The organism is Nitrobacter sp. 62-13 (assembly GCF_001896955.1).
Taxonomy (GTDB): Bacteria; Pseudomonadota; Alphaproteobacteria; order Rhizobiales; family Xanthobacteraceae; genus Nitrobacter.
This window is the reverse complement of sequence record NZ_MKRN01000040.1, coordinates 1-17,378: the sequence shown is the minus strand read 5'-3', so window position 1 is coordinate 17,378 and position 17,378 is coordinate 1. Positions and strand designations below refer to the sequence as shown.

The 17,378-nt window shown below is 62.3% G+C and carries 17 protein-coding genes and 1 pseudogene; 12 read left to right on the top strand and 6 right to left on the bottom strand.

Annotation, left to right across the window (positions count from 1 at the left end; genetic code table 11):
* The 3 genes from BGN91_RS04760 to BGN91_RS04750 all read left to right on the top strand — a co-directional run.
* Positions 1-113 (top strand): aminotransferase class V-fold PLP-dependent enzyme (locus BGN91_RS04760; protein WP_292610993.1); only part of this gene is annotated, 113 nt, incomplete at its 5' end.
* Positions 110-490, top strand: a complete 381-nt coding sequence (locus tag BGN91_RS04755) for an SUF system Fe-S cluster assembly protein (RefSeq protein ID WP_292610987.1) — start codon at positions 110-112, stop codon at positions 488-490. The genes BGN91_RS04760 and BGN91_RS04755, both read left to right, overlap by 4 nt.
* A 222-nt stretch (positions 491-712) precedes the next feature.
* The gene (locus BGN91_RS04750; protein ID WP_292610985.1) at positions 713-1,114 is read left to right on the top strand and encodes an iron-sulfur cluster assembly accessory protein; all 402 of its coding nucleotides are present in this window, start codon (positions 713-715) and stop codon (positions 1,112-1,114) included.
* A gap of 87 nt (positions 1,115-1,201) precedes the next feature.
* On the opposite strand, the gene BGN91_RS04745 is transcribed toward BGN91_RS04750, so the two are convergent.
* Positions 1,202-2,242 (bottom strand): GGDEF domain-containing protein, encoded by a 1,041-nt coding sequence (locus BGN91_RS04745; RefSeq protein WP_292610991.1) that lies wholly within the window; start codon positions 2,240-2,242, stop codon positions 1,202-1,204.
* 277 nt (positions 2,243-2,519) lie between these two features.
* Positions 2,520-3,971 carry a DEAD/DEAH box helicase gene (locus BGN91_RS04740; RefSeq protein ID WP_292610983.1) on the bottom strand — a complete coding sequence of 484 codons (1,452 nt, stop codon included), beginning with the start codon at positions 3,969-3,971 and terminating at the stop codon, positions 2,520-2,522.
* Between the two features lie 350 nt (positions 3,972-4,321).
* Here BGN91_RS04740 and BGN91_RS04735 point away from each other — a divergent pair, with 350 nt between their 5' ends.
* Entirely contained in the window at positions 4,322-5,809 is a 1,488-nt protein-coding gene (locus tag BGN91_RS04735) for a caspase family protein (protein WP_292610980.1), read from the top strand.
* A gap of 26 nt (positions 5,810-5,835) precedes the next feature.
* On the top strand, positions 5,836-7,089 hold the full coding sequence (locus BGN91_RS04730; protein ID WP_292610978.1) for an FAD-dependent oxidoreductase: 1,254 nt from the start codon (positions 5,836-5,838) through the stop codon (positions 7,087-7,089).
* Positions 7,090-7,100: 11 nt separating this feature from the next.
* Here BGN91_RS04730 and BGN91_RS04725 read toward each other — a convergent pair whose 3' ends face one another.
* The 3 genes from BGN91_RS04725 to BGN91_RS04715 form a co-directional block, all read right to left on the bottom strand.
* A complete protein-coding gene (locus tag BGN91_RS04725) occupies positions 7,101-7,286 on the bottom strand; it encodes a hypothetical protein (RefSeq protein ID WP_292610977.1) in 186 nt (61 codons plus the stop codon).
* A gap of 36 nt (positions 7,287-7,322) precedes the next feature.
* The gene (gene parE / locus BGN91_RS04720; RefSeq protein ID WP_292610976.1) at positions 7,323-9,392 is read right to left on the bottom strand and encodes a DNA topoisomerase IV subunit B; all 2,070 of its coding nucleotides are present in this window, start codon (positions 9,390-9,392) and stop codon (positions 7,323-7,325) included.
* A gap of 107 nt (positions 9,393-9,499) precedes the next feature.
* Positions 9,500-9,868, bottom strand: coding sequence for a hypothetical protein (locus tag BGN91_RS04715; RefSeq protein ID WP_292610989.1), 369 nt, complete (start codon positions 9,866-9,868; stop codon positions 9,500-9,502).
* A 331-nt stretch (positions 9,869-10,199) separates the two neighbouring features.
* Between BGN91_RS04715 and BGN91_RS04710 the strand changes: the two genes are divergently transcribed.
* From BGN91_RS04710 to BGN91_RS04695, 4 genes are all read left to right on the top strand, one after another.
* Complete coding sequence (locus BGN91_RS04710; RefSeq protein WP_292610975.1) at positions 10,200-10,730, top strand: DedA family protein; 531 nt, start codon at positions 10,200-10,202, stop codon at positions 10,728-10,730.
* 108 nt (positions 10,731-10,838) lie between these two features.
* Positions 10,839-11,837, top strand: coding sequence for an N-acetyl-gamma-glutamyl-phosphate reductase (argC, locus tag BGN91_RS04705; protein ID WP_292610973.1), 999 nt, complete (start codon positions 10,839-10,841; stop codon positions 11,835-11,837).
* 336 nt (positions 11,838-12,173) lie between these two features.
* The gene (locus BGN91_RS04700) at positions 12,174-12,365 is read left to right on the top strand and encodes a hypothetical protein (RefSeq protein WP_292610971.1); all 192 of its coding nucleotides are present in this window, start codon (positions 12,174-12,176) and stop codon (positions 12,363-12,365) included.
* A 182-nt stretch (positions 12,366-12,547) separates the two neighbouring features.
* Positions 12,548-12,976 (top strand): cupin domain-containing protein, encoded by a 429-nt coding sequence (locus BGN91_RS04695; RefSeq protein ID WP_292610969.1) that lies wholly within the window; start codon positions 12,548-12,550, stop codon positions 12,974-12,976.
* Positions 12,977-13,079: 103 nt separating this feature from the next.
* On the opposite strand, the gene phaC is transcribed toward BGN91_RS04695, so the two are convergent.
* A complete protein-coding gene (gene phaC, locus BGN91_RS04690; protein WP_292610967.1) occupies positions 13,080-14,891 on the bottom strand; it encodes a class I poly(R)-hydroxyalkanoic acid synthase in 1,812 nt (603 codons plus the stop codon).
* Positions 14,892-15,234: 343 nt separating this feature from the next.
* On the opposite strand from phaC, the gene BGN91_RS04685 reads away from it, so the two are divergent.
* From BGN91_RS04685 to BGN91_RS04675, 3 genes and pseudogenes are all read left to right on the top strand, one after another.
* Positions 15,235-15,477, top strand: coding sequence for a hypothetical protein (locus tag BGN91_RS04685; RefSeq protein ID WP_292610965.1), 243 nt, complete (start codon positions 15,235-15,237; stop codon positions 15,475-15,477).
* Positions 15,478-15,645: 168 nt separating this feature from the next.
* Positions 15,646-16,863: an LL-diaminopimelate aminotransferase gene (locus BGN91_RS04680; protein ID WP_292610963.1), complete on the top strand. Its 1,218-nt coding sequence runs from the start codon at positions 15,646-15,648 to the stop codon at positions 16,861-16,863.
* An 87-nt stretch (positions 16,864-16,950) separates the two neighbouring features.
* Positions 16,951-17,378: pseudogene (locus BGN91_RS04675) on the top strand (homoserine dehydrogenase); the annotation flags it as partial.

Sequence of the window (17,378 nt, the reverse complement as noted above, 5' to 3'; positions counted from 1 at the left end):
AGCGGTTCAACGTTTCGGCGACCTGCCGGGCCTCGTTCGGCATGTATAATACGCGCGAGGAAGTCGATCATCTGGCGCAGGCGCTGATCAAGGCACGGGATTTGTTCTCATGAGCGAAACCGCTGAAATCGTAAAAAACAAAACCTGCCACATGCAGACCAGCTCGGCGCTCGCCCCGGACGAAACCGACCGCATGGGCACGGGGATCGTGGCCGCGCTGAAAACCGTATTCGATCCGGAAATTCCCGCGGACATCTATGAACTCGGCTTGATCTACAAGGTCGACATCAAGGACGATCGTGGCGTCGATGTCGAGATGACGCTGACGACGCCGAACTGTCCGTCCGCCGCCGAACTCCCGACCATGGTTGAGAATGCGGTTGCGAGCGTTCCCGGCGTCGGCGTTGTGAACGTCAACATCGTCTGGGAACCGCCCTGGATGCCCGACCGGATGACCGACGAGGCTCGTCTCGTCCTCAATATGTGGTGACGATTTTACCTTCGGCCTGTGTTATGATCGGGCTCGATTTGCCGTCTAGTGTGGTGGTTCAGAAGTTTGCTTCATATTCCCTGCGAGTCCTTCAAGCGAACTTCTGAACCTAAACCACACTAGAATTATACGTTTGCTAGTGTCCTTTCGTATCCGAAGTTCGCTACGAAAGGCGCTACAGAGCGAGGCGAACTTCGGATGCGGGACACTAGGATTGACCAGATGACTGAGATGACGCCAACACCAGCAGCCAAGCCGAAGCCCAGACCGCGCCCGCAGGTTATGCGGCTAACCGATGCCGCGGCGGCACGGGTCAAGGAACTCGCGGCGCGCGCCGATTCCGAGATCGTCGGCCTGCGCGTCGGCATCAAGAACGGCGGTTGCGCCGGCCAGTCCTACACCGTGGAATACGCCCACGACGTCAGGCCCACGGACGAAGTGGTCGAGGACAAGGGCGTCAAGATCCTGGTCGACCCCAAGGCGGTGCTGTACCTGCTCGGCACCGAGATGGACTACAAGTCCGAAAAAATGCAGGCGCAGTTCATTTTCAACAACCCGAACCAGGTCTCGGCCTGCGGCTGCGGCGAATCCGTGCAGCTCACGCCCGCCAAGATCGACGGCTGAGGTTTGTCGGTCGCCCGAGCTAAAAACGCTGGCCGCAACTTGGGGCGCAAGTTTCGGCGAAGCCCTTAAGGGAACATCGAGCGGGCGTCAGGCCACCTGCACCTGAGTGTCGGCGCAAAATGAACATTCCGAGTCGGATTCGCAAACGACACGATTGCGGCCGTTGCGCTTGGCGACATAGAGGCAGGTGTCGGCGCGTTCGATCAGCGAGTCCGTGGTATCTCCGCAGCGAAGCATCGATACGCCGACTGAGATCGTGACCCGGCCGAGGATTTCGCCGGTCGATTTTTTCTTCAACTCCTTGGCCATCACGGCGCGGCGGATGTGATCGGCGACGGTTACCGCCTGATTGATCCTGGTATTGGGCAGCACGACCGCGAATTCCTCGCCGCCGTAGCGCGCGGTGATGTCCTGGCCCTTGATGGTCTGCTTCAGCGAGATCGCAACCAGCCGCAGCACCTGATCGCCGGTCAAGTGGCCGTAGTTGTCGTTGAACGATTTGAAGTGATCGATGTCGAACATCAGAAGCGACAACGGCGCGCCTTCTTTGAGGGCCATCGCCACTGCGTCCGCGACGGCGCGGTCGAAATATTTGCGGTTGCCGAGACCGGTGAGCGGATCGGTCATGCTCTCGGTCCTGATCGCTTCAAGGCTGTGCTGAAGGTTGTTGATCTCGATCTTCGAGTGCTCCAGCCGACTTTCCAGCGCCTTGTTGGCTTCCTGTATTTCGGTGGTTGATTTTATCAGCGCCGTGATGACTGCCTTGACTTGCTCGCGGCTATGGGCGGCGCCGAGCTTTTCGGCTGCTCCCTTCAGGCTGTTGCCGAAACCTGCCGTCATGCCGAGCGCGTCGGTGATGAGCCTCATCACGTCATCGATCTCGGTGATGACTCGGCCGCCGAGCTTGTCGATGCGCTCGGTCGTCCTGATCGGGGAGAGATAGTTGTCGTAGATCTGCTCGAGGTCGGACTCGGTCAGCTTGCCGTTGCGCGCGAGGGTCTCGTTGATGACCTTGTTGAACGCGGGATTGTATCCGGTGGCGTAGACGTACCAGATTTCGTAGTTGCGTGGGATCGCAGCCTGCCGCAGCGATCGGATTTGACCGAGCGCCACCTCCGCGAACGCCATCGTGCGTTCATGTTCGTCCAGCTCAACCACTTCTGCGGCTCCGCCGACGATTCGTACTGATCGTCGTCCCAAACGACAAAATATCAACTGAAGTATTACAGGGAAGCTAGCAGCAGAGCGTTTACGCGCAGTAAACGGTATTCAGTCGAGCGCCGGGAGGCCGCGCCGCTAGAGTCCGGTTCAAGTGCGTTGAATCGGAATCATCGCTTATCTTTTTGATTGAGCACGATCTTTTCCGAAAATCGGTTTCCGCTTTTCGGGATCATGCTCTGGACGATCAGCCGCGGGCGCGGATCGGGCGAAGCAGGAACGCCGGCAGGTGAGAATGATCTCCGGGTTCGGAGATTGCCTCGCGGCGCGGCGCGGGCGCGCGACCGATCGATGGCGGCTGCGGCGCGGCCATGGCTGCACCGGCCGTCGCAGCCGGAGCCTCGTGTCGCTGGTGATCGCCGCCGGAGCGCCGTGGTTTGCGTCCCTCGCGCTTGCCGCCGCGGGCAAAGGTCTCGCCGCTCTTGTCGCGTGCCTGGCGGGATCGGGTCGGACGGCTTACGGCTGTCGTCTCGGAGTCGGCATCGGCTTCGCTAGCGCCATAGCCGGGAAGATCGGCCTTGATATCTGCCTTGGGAATGGCCTGACCGGTCAGCTTCTCGATCGCGGCGAGCGACTTGAAATCGGCGGGGCAGACGATCGTGATCGCGGTGCCGGTACGGCCGGCGCGGCCGGTGCGGCCGATGCGATGCACGTAGTCGTCGGGGTGGTACGGCACGTCGAAGTTGAGAACGTGGCTGACCTCGGGAATGTCGAGACCGCGCGCGGCCACGTCGGAGGCGACCAGCAGCGGCAACTCGCCCTTGCGGAATTGATCCAGCGAGGCGGTTCGCGCCGACTGGTCCATGTCGCCATGCAGGGCGCCGACGCTGAAACCGTGTTTCTGGAGCGACTTGCAGACGATGGCGACGTCACGCTTGCGGTTGCAGAAGATGATTGCGTTCTTGAGATCCTGGGCCTCGCGCAGCAGGCGGCGAAGCAATTCACGCTTCTCGTGCGGCTCGCGTCCGCAACTGACCTGGGACTGTGCGACGGTCGCCGCCGTGGTTGCCGGCCTCGAGACCTCGACCTTTTCCGGATTGTGCAGGAAGGTGTCGGTGACGCGCCGGATTTCGTTCGGCATCGTCGCGGTGAAAAACAGGGTCTGGCGCGTGAACGGCACCAGCTTGCAGATGCGCTCGATGTCGGGAATGAAGCCCATGTCCAGCATCCGGTCGGCTTCGTCGATCACCAGAAGCTCCACGCCGGTGAGCAGCAGGCCGCCCCGTTCGGTGTGATCGAGCAGGCGGCCCGGGGTTGCGATCAGCACGTCGACGCCGCGCGTCAGCTTCATGTCCTGGTCGCCGAACGAGACGCCGCCGATCAGAAGCGCCACGTTGAGTTTCTGGCCGGCTCCGTACTTGTCGAACTGTTCCTTGACCTGCGCCGCGAGTTCGCGGGTCGGCTCCAGGATCAGCGTGCGGGGCATTCGCGCCCGGGCGCGGCCTTTCTCCAGCAATGTGAGCATGGGCAGGACGAAGGCGGCGGTCTTGCCGGTGCCGGTCTGGGCGATGCCGAGAACGTCGCGGCGCGCCAGAACGTGGGGGATAGCCTGATCCTGAATGGGGGTGGGGGCGGTGTAACCTGCGGCCGCGACCGCGGCCAGGACTTTGTCGGACAAACCAAGATGAGAAAAAGACATTGAGCCTCTGATCGACACCGCCGTCCGGAATCGAATGTAGAAGGCTGTCGCGCTCAACCCCTTAACGGCGTGCTTTTAAGAAGCGAAGGGGGCTCTGACTGCGCTGACGGGCGGCTCACCATGGAATCGCGTTTCGATCCCGGGCCGCGTTATCGCGAAACATAGGGGGGAAATGCGTAAAGTCAATGTGAAGCCAGCAGAAATGTTCGAAATCCGTGATGTTTTGCTTAAAAAAATGGGTCAGGGGCCTCATTGGCGAGGGGATTGCGGAAATGAACCGCGGCGTGCGATCAGCCGACTACGGCAGAGGACGATTTGGGCGATCCGAACCGACGGGCATGAAGGTTGAGATGAGGATTCCGATCGGGCGCGCGGCATTGCTGGGCATCACCTGCGCGCTGGTGCTGCTGGCCGCTCCAGCGCTGGCCTCAAAGCGCGTCGCGCTGGTCGTCGGCAACAACGATTATCGCAACGTGCCGAGGCTTCTGACAGCCGTCAACGATGCCCGCGCCATGGATGAGGCGCTGAGGCAACTCGGCTTCACGGTGATGGTCGCGGAAAATCAGACGCGTCAGGCTTTCAGCCAGACGCTGCTGACGTTCGAGCAGCAGATCGACGCGGGCGATACCGTATTCTTCTTCTACGCCGGTCATGGCTTCGAGATAGCCGGCCAGAACTATCTGCTGCCCACCGATGTGCCCGCCGCCACCGAAGGGCAGGAGGAACTGGTCCGCGACGCCTCCATCCTCGCAGACCGTATCATCGAGCGGTTGCAGAACAGGAAAGCCCGCACCTCCATTCTCGTGTTCGACGCCTGCCGTAACAATCCGTTCGAGCGCAAGGGGACTCGCGCGGTCGCCGGCGGGGCAGGGCTTGCGCCGATGACGCAACTGCCGGAGGGCGTGTTCTCGGTGTTCTCGGCCGGACCGCGTCAGACCGCGCTCGATCGTCTGTCCGATGACGACAGCAATCCGAATTCGGTGTTCACGCGCATCTTCGCCAGGGAATTGCTGCAGCCCGGCGAGACCATGGTGCGGGTTGCGCAGCGTACCCGCCGCACCGTCAGCGAAATGGCCGAGGCGGCGCGACACAAGCAAGTGCCGGTCTATTTCGATCAGATGGTCGACGATGTGGTTCTGAACGGCCGCGCCCGGGCGCAGCCGGAGCCGCCGGCCGAGTCCGAAACGAAGCTCGCCGCGCTGCCCGTCGCGCCGCTCAAACCGCCGTCGAACGATGCCGTCAACGCGCCGATCGCGAATTTCTCGCGCCACAATGGCGGATGGACCGTGGTGTTCTCGATCGTCGATCCCACGCTTGGAATTTCCTGGCGCATGGACGACAGCGGCGAGTTCAGGGAAACCGGATTTCTCGACACGCTCGATCCGCGGACCCGCAAGCGGATGCCAAATCCCGCGATTGAGCTTTCGGCCGATACGCCGGCCGCGACGATTCAGGTGCGCTATGTCGATGCAAACGGCGAGATGCAGGGGCCGTTTCCGATCCGCTTCGATCCGGAAGCCGCGCTGATCCGCGACCAGCGCAAAATCCTCGACATGACCGCGACGAGCTGGTTGTCATTCCGCGAGTTCAACGGGCTTCTGGTCTACTATACCCACCTGATGTCATATCGCTGCGCGATCCGCGAGGTGAAAGTCGGCATCGATTCCTCGATGCCGGATCGCGTGCTCAGGATGCCTGCCTGCGATCCGCGTAATCCCGGCGCAATTCCGAACGATGCCACGCCATATCTGAAATTGCCGGCTGCAACCAAATCCGTCTCGGTCGAGTTGACGTATCGCGACGGCAGCGTTTCCGAGATCAAGAGCTTCCGGCGCTGATTTTTTCGATTCGAAGGACTCCGCCGATGGCCGCAGCCCGTCCGAGCGAAAGCCGCCCGATATCCACGCGCTGCTGCATCGTCGGCGGCGGGCCAGCCGGCATGATGCTCGGCTATCTGTTCGGGCGCGCCGGCGTCGATGTCATCGTCCTTGAAAAGCACGCCGACTTCTTCCGCGATTTTCGCGGCGACACCGTGCATCCATCGACCATGCAGGTGATGGACGATCTCGGCCTGATCGATGATTTCCTGAAAGTCCCGCACGACAAATTGCAAAAGCTGGAAGGCTGCTTCGGCAAGACGCGCCTGCGCATCGCCGACGTCAGCCGCACCGGCGCGACGTATCCGTACATCGCCTTCATGCCGCAGTGGGATTTTCTCAATTTCCTGCGCGACAAGGGTCGTCGTTTTCCGAACCTCAAGATCATGATGAACACCGAGGCGACCGGGCTCATCCATGATGGCGACAGGGTGGTGGGCGTCCGGGCAAAAGACACAGGCGGTGAACTCGACATCAGGGCTGACCTGACGGTCGCGTGCGACGGACGACATTCGATCATCCGGCAAAGCGCGGGGCTTGAGATCGAGGAGATCGGCGCGCCAATGGATGTGCTGTGGTTTCGCGTCGGTAAGGTCGGCGAGACCGAAAGCATGTTCGCGCGCATCGAGGCGGGCAAGATGATGGTGATGCTCGATCGCGGCACATATTGGCAATGCGCTTACGTCATCCTCAAGGGGCGCTACGATGAAATCAAGGCGCGAGGGATCGAAGCATTGCGCGCCGACGTGGTCGCGCTGGCGCCGCCGCTCCGGTCCGGAATCGCGGACGTAAGGAGTTGGGACGATGTGAAGCTGCTCACCGTCGCGGTGAACCGTCTCGAGCAGTGGACCCGGCCGGGTTTGCTCTGCATCGGCGACGCCGCGCATGCGATGTCGCCGGTCGGCGGCGTCGGGGTCAACATCGCGGTGCAGGACGCGGTGGCGGCAGCCAATATTCTGGCGGCGAAGCTCGCGCGCGGTGCCGTGAGCGAGGACGACCTCGCCGCGGTTCAGCGTCGCCGCGAATTCCCGATGCGCATGACGCAGGCCATGCAGGTGATCGTCCAGAACAACATCGTCCGCGCGGCGCTGAAAGCCGGCAGCGGACCGTTCAAGCCGCCGCTGCTCATGCGCATCGTCAATGCGGTGCCGTGGCTGCAAGGGCTGACCGCGCGCTTCATTGCCGTTGGCGTGCGGCCGGAGCATGTGCATTCGCCGGAGGCGCTTCCGGTCTCGTCATAAGCGGAAGAGCTTTAGCGCCTGCCGCGCCAGATCAACAGAAGTCCGACCACGGCAAGCGCGCCGCCGTACCAGGCCCACTGGATCTGGCGGATCATGAAGCTCGACCGCGGCCAGTTCACGTAACCGGTGCCCTGACCGATCCAGAGCAGGCCGACGAGGAGGGCGAGAATGCCGAGGATAACCAGCGCTGGTCTCATGGCTGAACGATGCCCGGATTTTGCACGGCGGTCAGTTTACACGTCCAGCAGATCCTCGCTAGCGAATTCGGCCTTGTCGGAGATGAAGGCGAAGCGCGCTTCGGCCTTGGTGCCCATCAGGCGTTCGACGGAATCTGCGGTGTCCTCGCGGTCGTCCGCCAGCAGCACCACGCGCAACATCGTGCGCTTTGCCGGGTCCATCGTGGTTTCCTTGAGCTGCGCCGGCATCATCTCGCCGAGGCCCTTGAAGCGGCCGACGTCCACCTTGGCGTTGGCGTTGAACTCGCTTTTGAGCAGCGCCTCCTTGTGCGCATCGTCGCGGGCGTAGACCGTCTTGCTGCCGTGAGTCAGGCGATAGAGCGGCGGCACCGCGAGATAGAGATGGCCCTCGTCGATCAGGCGCGGCATCTGGCGATAGAAGAACGTGATCAGCAGCGAGGCGATATGCGCGCCGTCGACGTCTGCGTCGGTCATGATGATGACGCGCGAATAGCGAAGGTCCTCTTCGCGGTAGTTGGTGCCGGTGCCGCAGCCGAGCGCCTGGATCAGATCGGCCAACTGCGCGTTGGCGGTGACCTTGTCCCTGCCAGCGGAGGCCACGTTGAGGATCTTGCCGCGCAGGGGAAGCACGGCCTGGGTCTTGCGGTCGCGCGCCTGCTTGGCGCTGCCGCCGGCGGAGTCGCCCTCGACGATGAACAGTTCGGAGCCGTCGGTCGCGGTGTCGGTGCAATCGGCGAGCTTGCCGGGCAGCCGCAGCTTCTTCACCGCGCTCTTGCGCGAGGTTTCCTTCTCGGCGCGTCGGCGCAGCCGCTCATCGGCGCGCTCGATCACGAAGTCGAGCAGCCTGTTGGCCTGCGCCGGATTGCCCGACAGCCAGTGATCGAACGGATCCTTGATCGCCTGCTCGACGATCCGCGAGGCCTCGGCGGTGGCGAGGCGGTCCTTGGTCTGGCCCTGGAATTCCGGCTCGCGGACGAACACCGAAAGCATCACCGCTGCGCCGACCATCACGTCCTCGGAGGTGATGGAGCCCGCGCGCTTGCCCTGGCCGACGCGTTCGGCGTGATCTTTCAACCCGCGCAGCAGCGCGCTGCGCATGCCGGATTCATGGGTGCCGCCGTCCGGCGTCGGCACCGTGTTGCAATAGGAGGAAAGGAAGCCGTCGGCGTCCGCCGTCCATGCCACCGCCCATTCGCAGGCGCCATGCGCGCCGTTGCGCCCCGATTTGCCGGAGAAGATGTCCGGATGAACCAGCGTGTCCTTGTGGATCGCCGCGGCCAAATAGTCTTTCAAGCCGCCGGGGAAGTGGAACGTCGCTTCCGCAGGGATGTCGTCGACGCCCTTGAGCAATTCCGGCGCGCAGCGCCAGCGGATTTCGACGCCGCCGAACAGATACGCCTTCGAGCGCGTCATCTTGAACAGGCGCTGCGGCTTGAACGCGGCCTTTGCGCCAAAAATTTCGGTGTCGGGCTTGAAGCGGATGGTGGTGCCGCGGCGGTTGGCGATCCGGCCGAGGTCTTCCAGCTTGCCCTTGGGATGGCCGCGCTCGAAGGTCATCTTGTAGAGGTTCTGGCTACGCGCGACTTCCACTTCGAGCCGCGAGGAGAGGGCGTTGACCACGGAAATGCCGACGCCGTGCAGGCCGCCGGAGGTCTCGTAGACCTTGGAATCGAACTTGCCGCCCGAATGCAGCGTGCACATGATGACTTCGAGCGCCGACTTTTTCGGGAATTTCGGGTGCGGATCGACCGGGATGCCGCGTCCGTTGTCGGTGACGGTGAGGAAGCCGTCGGCGGCCAGTTCCACCACGATGAAGGTCGCGTGCCCCGCCAACGCCTCGTCCATGCAGTTGTCGATCACCTCGGCGAACAGGTGATGCAGCGCCTTCTCGTCGGTGCCGCCGATGTACATGCCGGGGCGGCGGCGGACCGGCTCAAGCCCCTCCAGCACCTCGATGTCGGCGGCGGTGTAGCCGGCCTCGGCTCCCGACGCGCGGCTCGATCCGCGGCCGGGGCGGCCTTTGGTCTCGGAGGTTTTGGTCTCGGACGCCGCGAACAGGTCGTCGGCAGATTTTGATTTTACGTTTTGTTTCTGCTGTTTGGACATATTTCTTCAAAAATCAGGCGCGCCGGATCGGGTCGAATCGACCGCGCTGACTATGCCACGGACGCAGGTGGATTTGTGAACGCCCTGCGGATCGGGTCGGGTCGGCGTCAGGTCCGCTCGGTGCGGAACAGGACGACTGCAAACAATAGCGTCGCAACGACAACGATAGCCGAGCCGATTGCCGGCGCCGCGAAATAGGCGCCATTGTTCAACAGGGTGAGCGCAATCCCGGCCGGCAGCACCAGGCCGCCGAGAATATGGAGTGAGCCCTGAATCCGGGCCAGCGTGCTGTTTCCGGCGGCCGGCACCAGCCGATAATAGAGTCCGAACAGAAATAGCAGAACCCCGCCTACCAGGTTGAGATGGGCGTGGGCGGGCGCCAGGGTAAAGTTCTGCTGGATTCCCATGGCCATTCCCGCGACCATTCCGATCAATAGAAGGACAACGCTTACGCGCATCATCACCGAGCCGATCATTCGCACCCCCTGTTTCCGCTGAGATCATGATGATTTGGATCAATTCGATCCAAAATCATGAACGTGATCAAATTCCTATATTTTAATAAACGGCGTGCGAGCGGAAAACCGCCGCGCGCTTTCATCGCCCCGCTCTCGTGAGGATTGAGTTGCCGCCGCGACCGGGCGGCTCCAATGTCCAGGTCTTTTCCAATATGCAAGTCTTTCCAATATCCAAGTCTTTGTGACTTGAAGTTGTGCGAGAGGCTAGTTTAGCTGGGCCAGATTATTTTGCACCGCCGCGGAGGCTCAAACAACCCTCGGTGAGGGAGACGGCAAGAGGCATTTTGGAATGGAAGACGTCGGACGCGGCCTGGTCGACTTCGTGCGCGATCATCAGGTTTGGGCCGCCCCTGTCGTGTTGCTGCTTGCCTTCGGCGAGTCGCTCGCCTTCATCTCGCTGCTGGTTCCGGCGTGGGGCGTGCTGGTGGCAATCGGCGCGCTGATCGGCATCAGCGACATCAAATTCTGGCCGGTGTGGATCGCGGCCGCAGTCGGCGCGTCGCTCGGCGATTGGCTGTCCTACTGGTTCGGCTATCACTTCAAGGACCGCGTCGCCGAAATGTGGCCGCTGTCGCGCCATCCCGACCTTCTGCCGCGCGGGCAGGCTTTCGTGCAGCGATGGGGCATCCCATCTATTTACATCGGCCGGTTTTTCGGACCGCTGCGCGCCACGGTGCCACTTGCGGCGGGAATCTTCGCCATGCCGTACTGGCGTTTCCAGCTTGCAAACTGGACGTCGGCATTGATCTGGTCGGCGGTGTTGCTGGTGTTCGGCGACGTGATCTCGCGGATCGTCGAATGGATCTGGCATGCGGTTTGAGCGGGATTGGATTTGGGACGTAGCGTCGGAGGAGGCGGTCGCGCAGCCGCCGCATTTGGATTACAAGGCGGGCCAGCGAGCACGCTCGCGGGATGCAAGGATAAAGTCGTGACTGCCGCAGACACCAAAGCGAAAGACTTAACTTCCAGCGGCAACACCGCCGTCCGGCCTGCGGTGTTCGTCGACGGTGCGTCGGGAACCACCGGGCTCGAAATCCGCCAGCGGCTCGACCGGCAGGACGACGTCACCGTCAAAAGCCTTGACGGCGACAAGCGGAAGGATTCGGCCGCCAAGCGCGCACTGATGGCGGAGGTCGATCTGGTGATCCTGTGCCTGCCCGATGACGCGGCCAGGGAAACCGTTGCGTTGATCGACGGCATGGGCGCGGATGCTCCGAAGGTGCTGGACGCTTCGACGGCGTTTCGCGTCGCGCCGGACTGGACCTACGGCTTTCCGGAACTGACGCCCGATCAGGCGGACAGGATCAAGGCGGCGCGCAAGGTCGCGAACCCCGGCTGCTATCCGACCGGATCGATCGCCTTGCTGCGGCCGCTGACCGACGCCGGCCTGATCCCGCAGGACTATCCCGTCACCATTAACGCGGTGAGCGGCTATTCCGGCGGCGGCAAGTCGATGATCGAGAGTTTCGAGAAGGGGACTGCGCCGGCGTTCGAACTCTACGGACTCGGATTCGAGCACAAGCATCTGCCGGAAACGCAGACGTACGCGAACCTGACGCGGCGGCCGATTTTCGCGCCGTCGGTCGGCGACTACCGGCAGGGCATGCTGGTGTCGATCCCGCTGCATCTCGATACGCTGCCGGGACAACCCGATGGCGCTACGCTTCATGCGGCGCTGGCGAAGCGTTACGCGGGCAGCGCCTATGTTTCGGTGATGCCGCTCGACAGCACTGCTGCGAAAAATGGACGGATCGAACCGGAGGCGCTGAACGGCAGCAACAAGCTCGAGCTTCATGTCTTCGCCAGCGACAAGCACCGGCAGGCGGTCCTGGTCGCGCGGCTCGACAATCTCGGCAAGGGCGCATCCGGCGCGGCGGTGCAGAATATGCGGCTGATGCTGGGCTTGAAGGATGCGGGGGTGGACTAAGGCGAGCGGAGCCTCCCTAGCCGCTTCACGGCGAATTCGGATTGCTGCAAGTTCCACAGCGCCGCTGATTGCAAAGAGCATTTTTCGCTTCTGATTGAACCAGAAGCGAAGCTCTAGATTGTTGTTTGACGCGTTTTCTTTATGCGAAGTATCCACTTCGTTCGAAAACGCTTAGTGTGTTTCGTTCAGAAGCTCGCTTCATTGCCCGATCGAGTCCGAGCGTCTGAACCTAAACCACACTCATTGAGTTGCTAGTGTCCCTTTGATTCCGAAGTTCGCATCAAAGGTTGCGGCAAGGGTATGCGAACTTCGGAATCAGGACACCAGGACATCTCAATGAACAAATTCGTCAAATTCACCGACGTCTCCACCGGCCATGAAATCTTCGTCAACGTGACTCATATCATCGCCGTTACCCCGACTTCAGCGGACCGAACGCAGACGTGGATTCACACGGCAAATCCCCAAAATCCGACGTTCACGATCGACGAGAATGTCGACGCAGTGATGCAGAAGCTAGGCGGTTAGCCCTTTCCTTCAGTACCGGACAATCCCATGGCTACCTCTTTTCGATCTTTCGGAAGGCAGCAAGCCTGTCGCAAACGACTCGAACAGCTCAACAATTCCAACTGGTCCATCCGGCGTGCGTGCGAATGGTTTCGGATTTTGTGTAAGTTAGGTCCGGTCGATTGGCTTGTGGGAGATTGCAAATGCCGGGATCGTCAGACGCGGTGAGAGTGATTGAGCCCGGCAACACCTATGTCGGCAAGCAGGGCTTTACCTATGGAGCCGGCGTATCGAAGGAGACGGCCGGAGCAAAGCAGGTTTGTTTGAATGTGCTGCCGATGCCTCCGGGCGCCAAGGCAAAGGTCCATTACCACAAGGGCATCGAGACGATTGCTTACCTTTTGGAAGGTGAATGCGCAGTCTATTATGGCGACAAACTCGAGTATCGCCTCGCAGTCAAGGTCGGGGATCAGGTCTACATGCCCGAGGATGTCCCGCATGCTCCCTGCAATGAGAGCGGAGCGCCGTGCAAGTGGCTTGTCGTGCATTCATCAGGTAGCGACCAGGACGGCATCGTTCTGCTGCCAGAGCTTGATGCAATATTGGCGCGGAAGTCGAGCGCGACAACGTGATGACAATAGAAGTCATGCTTCTGCTGTTTTCGGTGGTTCGCTTACAACACTGAATTCGATCGCTATCAATGCATAGCCGGTCTTGGCATGCCGACCGAATGTCTCACGCCCGCACGCGCACATAACTGCCCGGCGCGTCTTCGATCGGCGGCAGCGCGGCGCTGCCGGCCTCGCGGGCAGGGACTTCCGCGGCATCGATGTTTCGCAGCCATGCGTGCCAGTCCGGCCACCACGATCCCTTGTGCTCCTGCGCGCCCTTCATCCACTCGCTGACGGTGGCGGCGCCGACCGCGTCGTTGGTCCAGTACTGGTATTTGCCGAGCGACGGCGGATTGATGACGCCCGCGATGTGTCCCGATCCCGACAATACGTAGCGCACCGGCCCGCCGAAGAACCGCGAGCCGTACAGAACGGATTCCGCCGGCGCGATGTGATCGTCGCGGGTGGCGAGATTGTAGATCGGCACCTTGACCTTCGAGAGGTCGAGCAGGGTGTTGTCGAGCACCATCGAGCCGGTGGAGAGGCGGTTCTCCAGATAGCAGTTGCGCAGGTAATAGGAATGGTTGGCCGCGGGCATCCGCGTCGCATCCGAATTCCAGTGCAGCAGATCGAACGCCGGCGGCGTCTTGCCCTTGAGATAGTTGCTGACGACGTAAGACCAGATCAGGTCGTTGGGGCGCAGCATGTTGAAGGCCATCGCCATCTTGCTGCCTTCCAGCACGCCGGACTGCTTCATATCGCGTTCGAGCGCTGAGATCTGCTCTTCGTCCACGAATACCAGCAGATCGCCGGCGTGGGTGAAATCGACCTGCGCGGCGAACAACGTCGCCGACATCACGCGCGCCCGCCGCTTGTCCGCAAGCCACGCCAGCGTGGTCGCGAGCAGGGTGCCGCCGACGCAATAGCCGACGGTATGCACCTTGGTCTCGCCGGTCGCCTTCTCGATCGCGTCCATCGCGGCCAGCGGACCTTCCTTCATGTAATCCTCGAAGGTCTTTTCGCCTAGCCGCCTGTCGGGATTGACCCAGGATATCACGAACACCGTGAGGCCCTGATCGACGCACCACTTGATGAAGGACTTCTCCGGCTTCAGGTCGAGGATGTAGAACTTGTTGATCCAGGGTGGCACGATCAGGAGCGGCGTCCGCAGCACCGTCTCGGTGCTCGGCGAATACTGGATCAACTGCATCAGTTCGTTCTGGTAGATCACCTTGCCCGGCGTCGTCGCCATGTTGACGCCGACTTCGAGATAGCTGGAGTCGGATTGGCGGATGCGCAGCACCCCGTGGCCGGCCGCGATGTCCTCCGCCAGCATCTTCATGCCGCGCGCGAGGTTGTCGGCGTTCGAGGCGAAGGTTTCGCGCAGCACGTCCGGATTGGTCATCACGAAATTCGACGGCGCGAACGCGTTGGTGATCTGCGCGATATAGAACTCGGCCTTCTTGCGGGTGTGCGGATCGAGGTTCTCGGCGTCGCGCACCAGTTCGTTCGCCCATTTGGTCGTCAGCAGATACGCCTGCATCACGAAATCGAAGAACTGGTTCGACCGCCATTCCGGATCGGCGAAACGTTTGTCGCGTGGCGCCGGGGTGATGGTGGGCTTGATCTCCTCGCCGGCGAGGCGGCGCGCGGCGTAGCCCCAGAGCTCCAGATAGGCCTTGCCGAGTTTCGCCTGCAATTCGACCGCCCGGGTCTGATCCGAAAGCCAGTAGTCCGCCACCGTGCTGACGGTCCTGATCAATTCGGCGAACTCGTTCGGCTGGTCGTCGCGCGCCTCGCCGCCCTCACGCGCCTTGAGGTAAGCGGCCAGCGCCTTGCCGCCGCTTTCCATCGCATTGGCGAGGTTCATCGCGAAGGTGTCCGGGTCGAACCGGGGCTTGGCTTCGGCCTTGGTCTCGACGGGTAGCTCGCTCATGGCCGCACACCTGAGGGTTTGTTCAAAATTCCGTCACGCACTTTGGCGGGCGGCGATCATGGCATAATCTGGGGAGCATTGCCGGTTTCCGTGTGTTGCGGTGCGACAAAACATCTTTATGCGGTCATATATGAGCCCCGATGAACTGGCTTAAGGGCACCGGTCCGGCGCAATAGCGACTTTGGCGTTCCGGGCGATAATGATTCCAGGCGTGCGATTCGATCTGATGAAGCAAACGCATCATGATGCCGCGGGTTCGGATGGGGACGTGAGTGCGTCCGGGTCGACGGCATCCAACAGACAGGCGCGCTTGAGCGGCTGCGCAATAGTCGGTGCAACCGCGGTGGTGCTGCTGTCGCTGTCGCTCGGCGGCTGTTCGACGTCGATTGCGGATTTGCCTTTCGGCAGCTCGACGGATGCGCCGGAACGGGCGGCCGAGGTGCCGGACTATCCCGCGGTCCATGACATGCCCGCGCCGAGAGATCATGCGGCGATGGATCCTGCCGAACAGGCCCGGATTGAGAAGGAACTGATCGCTGCGCGCGAGCACCAGTCCCAGGCGGCCCAGACCTCGGACCCTAAATAGCCCTCGTATGGGCGGTTCCGGTTCGCGGTCCCGCCGCGATACGCGAAGTGCTGGCGGAGCAGGGCGTCCGTGCTAAACTGCCGCGATTCAGCAAGCGTGGAACCGTCATGTCCGGCGACGTCGGCCTCGTGCCGGTCGCCCGTCAAATCCGGCCCGGAGCCAGGAGCCATGGAAGAGTTTTATCGAATCCGCCGTCTGCCGCCTTACGTGTTCGAACAGGTCAATCGCGCCAAGGCGGCCGCACGGAACGCCGGAGCCGATATCATCGACCTCGGCATGGGCAATCCGGACCTGCCGACGCCGCCCCATGTTCTCGAGAAACTCAAGGAAACGCTGGGCAAGCCCAAGACCGACCGATATTCCGCCTCGCGCGGCGTCACCGGCCTGCGCAAGGCGCAAGCCGGCTATTATGCTCGCCGGTTCGGGGTGAAGCTCAATCCCGACACCCAGATCGTGGCCACGCTCGGCTCCAAGGAAGGCTTCGCCAACGTGGCTCAGGCGATCACCGCGCCGGGCGATGTCGTGCTTTGCCCGAACCCGAGTTATCCGATTCACGCATTCGGCTTTTTGATGGCGGGCGGCGTCATCCGCTCGGTGCCGTCCACGCCGTCGCCGGATTTCTTCGCCGCCTGCGAGCGCGCGATCATCCATTCCATCCCGAAGCCGATCGCGCTGATCGTCTGCTATCCGTCGAACCCGACGGCGCAGGTCGCGGGCCTCGATTTCTACCGCGACCTCGTCGCGTTCGCGAAGAAGCACGAGATCTTCATCCTGTCCGACCTCGCTTATTCCGAAGTCTATTTCGACGACAATCCGCCGCCGTCGGTGCTTCAGGTGCCCGGCGCGATCGACGTCACCGTCGAGTTCACCTCGATGTCGAAGACGTTCTCGATGGCCGGATGGCGCATCGGCTTCGCCGTCGGCAACGAACGCATCATCGCCGCTCTCGCGCGGGTCAAATCCTATCTCGATTACGGCGCGTTCACGCCGATCCAGGTGGCGGCGACGGCGGCCCTGAACGGACCGGACACCTGCATTCGCGAGATGCGCGAGACCTATCGGAAACGCCGCGACGCGCTGGTGGAATCCTTCGGCCGCGCGGGATGGGTGATTCCGCCGCCTCAGGCCTCGATGTTCGCATGGGCGCCGCTGCCCGAACGCTTCCGCGATCTCGGGAGCATGCAGTTCGCCACGCTGATGGTCGAGAAATCCGGGGTCGTGGTCTCGCCCGGCGTCGGCTTCGGCGAGCACGGCGAGGGCTATGTCCGCATCGCCATGGTGGAAAACGAACAGAGAATTCGCCAGGCCGCCCGCGGCGTCCGCCACTTCCTTGAAAGCGGCATCGAAACGTTGCACAACGTGGTTCCTCTCGCCAACCGGCGATAGGCGCCGGTTCGGGGACGGCCTTGCCGCCTTTCGGGCCGGCCGTGCCTTGATCGTTCCTTGCAACACCGGTTTTCCAGCAGGTTCCTTATGGTCGCACCCCTGAAAGTGGGCATCGCGGGGCTCGGCACCGTGGGGTCGGCCGTCGTTCGCCTTATCGAGCAGCAGGGCCGGGCGCTGTCGGCGCGTTGCGGACGCGGCGTTCGCGTGGTCGCCGTCGCCGCGCGCTCGAAGACCAAGAAGCGCGACGTCGACCTGCGCGGCATTGCCTGGGCCAAGGACGCGCTGGCGCTGGCGAACGATCCAAACATAGACTGCTTCGTCGAATTGATGGGGGGTGCGGGCGATCCGGCGCAATCCGCGATCGAGGCGGCCCTGAAGTCCGGCAAGGCGGTGGTGACGGCCAACAAGGCGCTGATCGCCAAGCATGGCCTGCGGCTCGCCGCTCTCGCCGAGCAGCACGGCGGCGCGTTGAACTACGAGGCCGCGGTCGGCGCCGCCATTCCCGTCATCAAGAC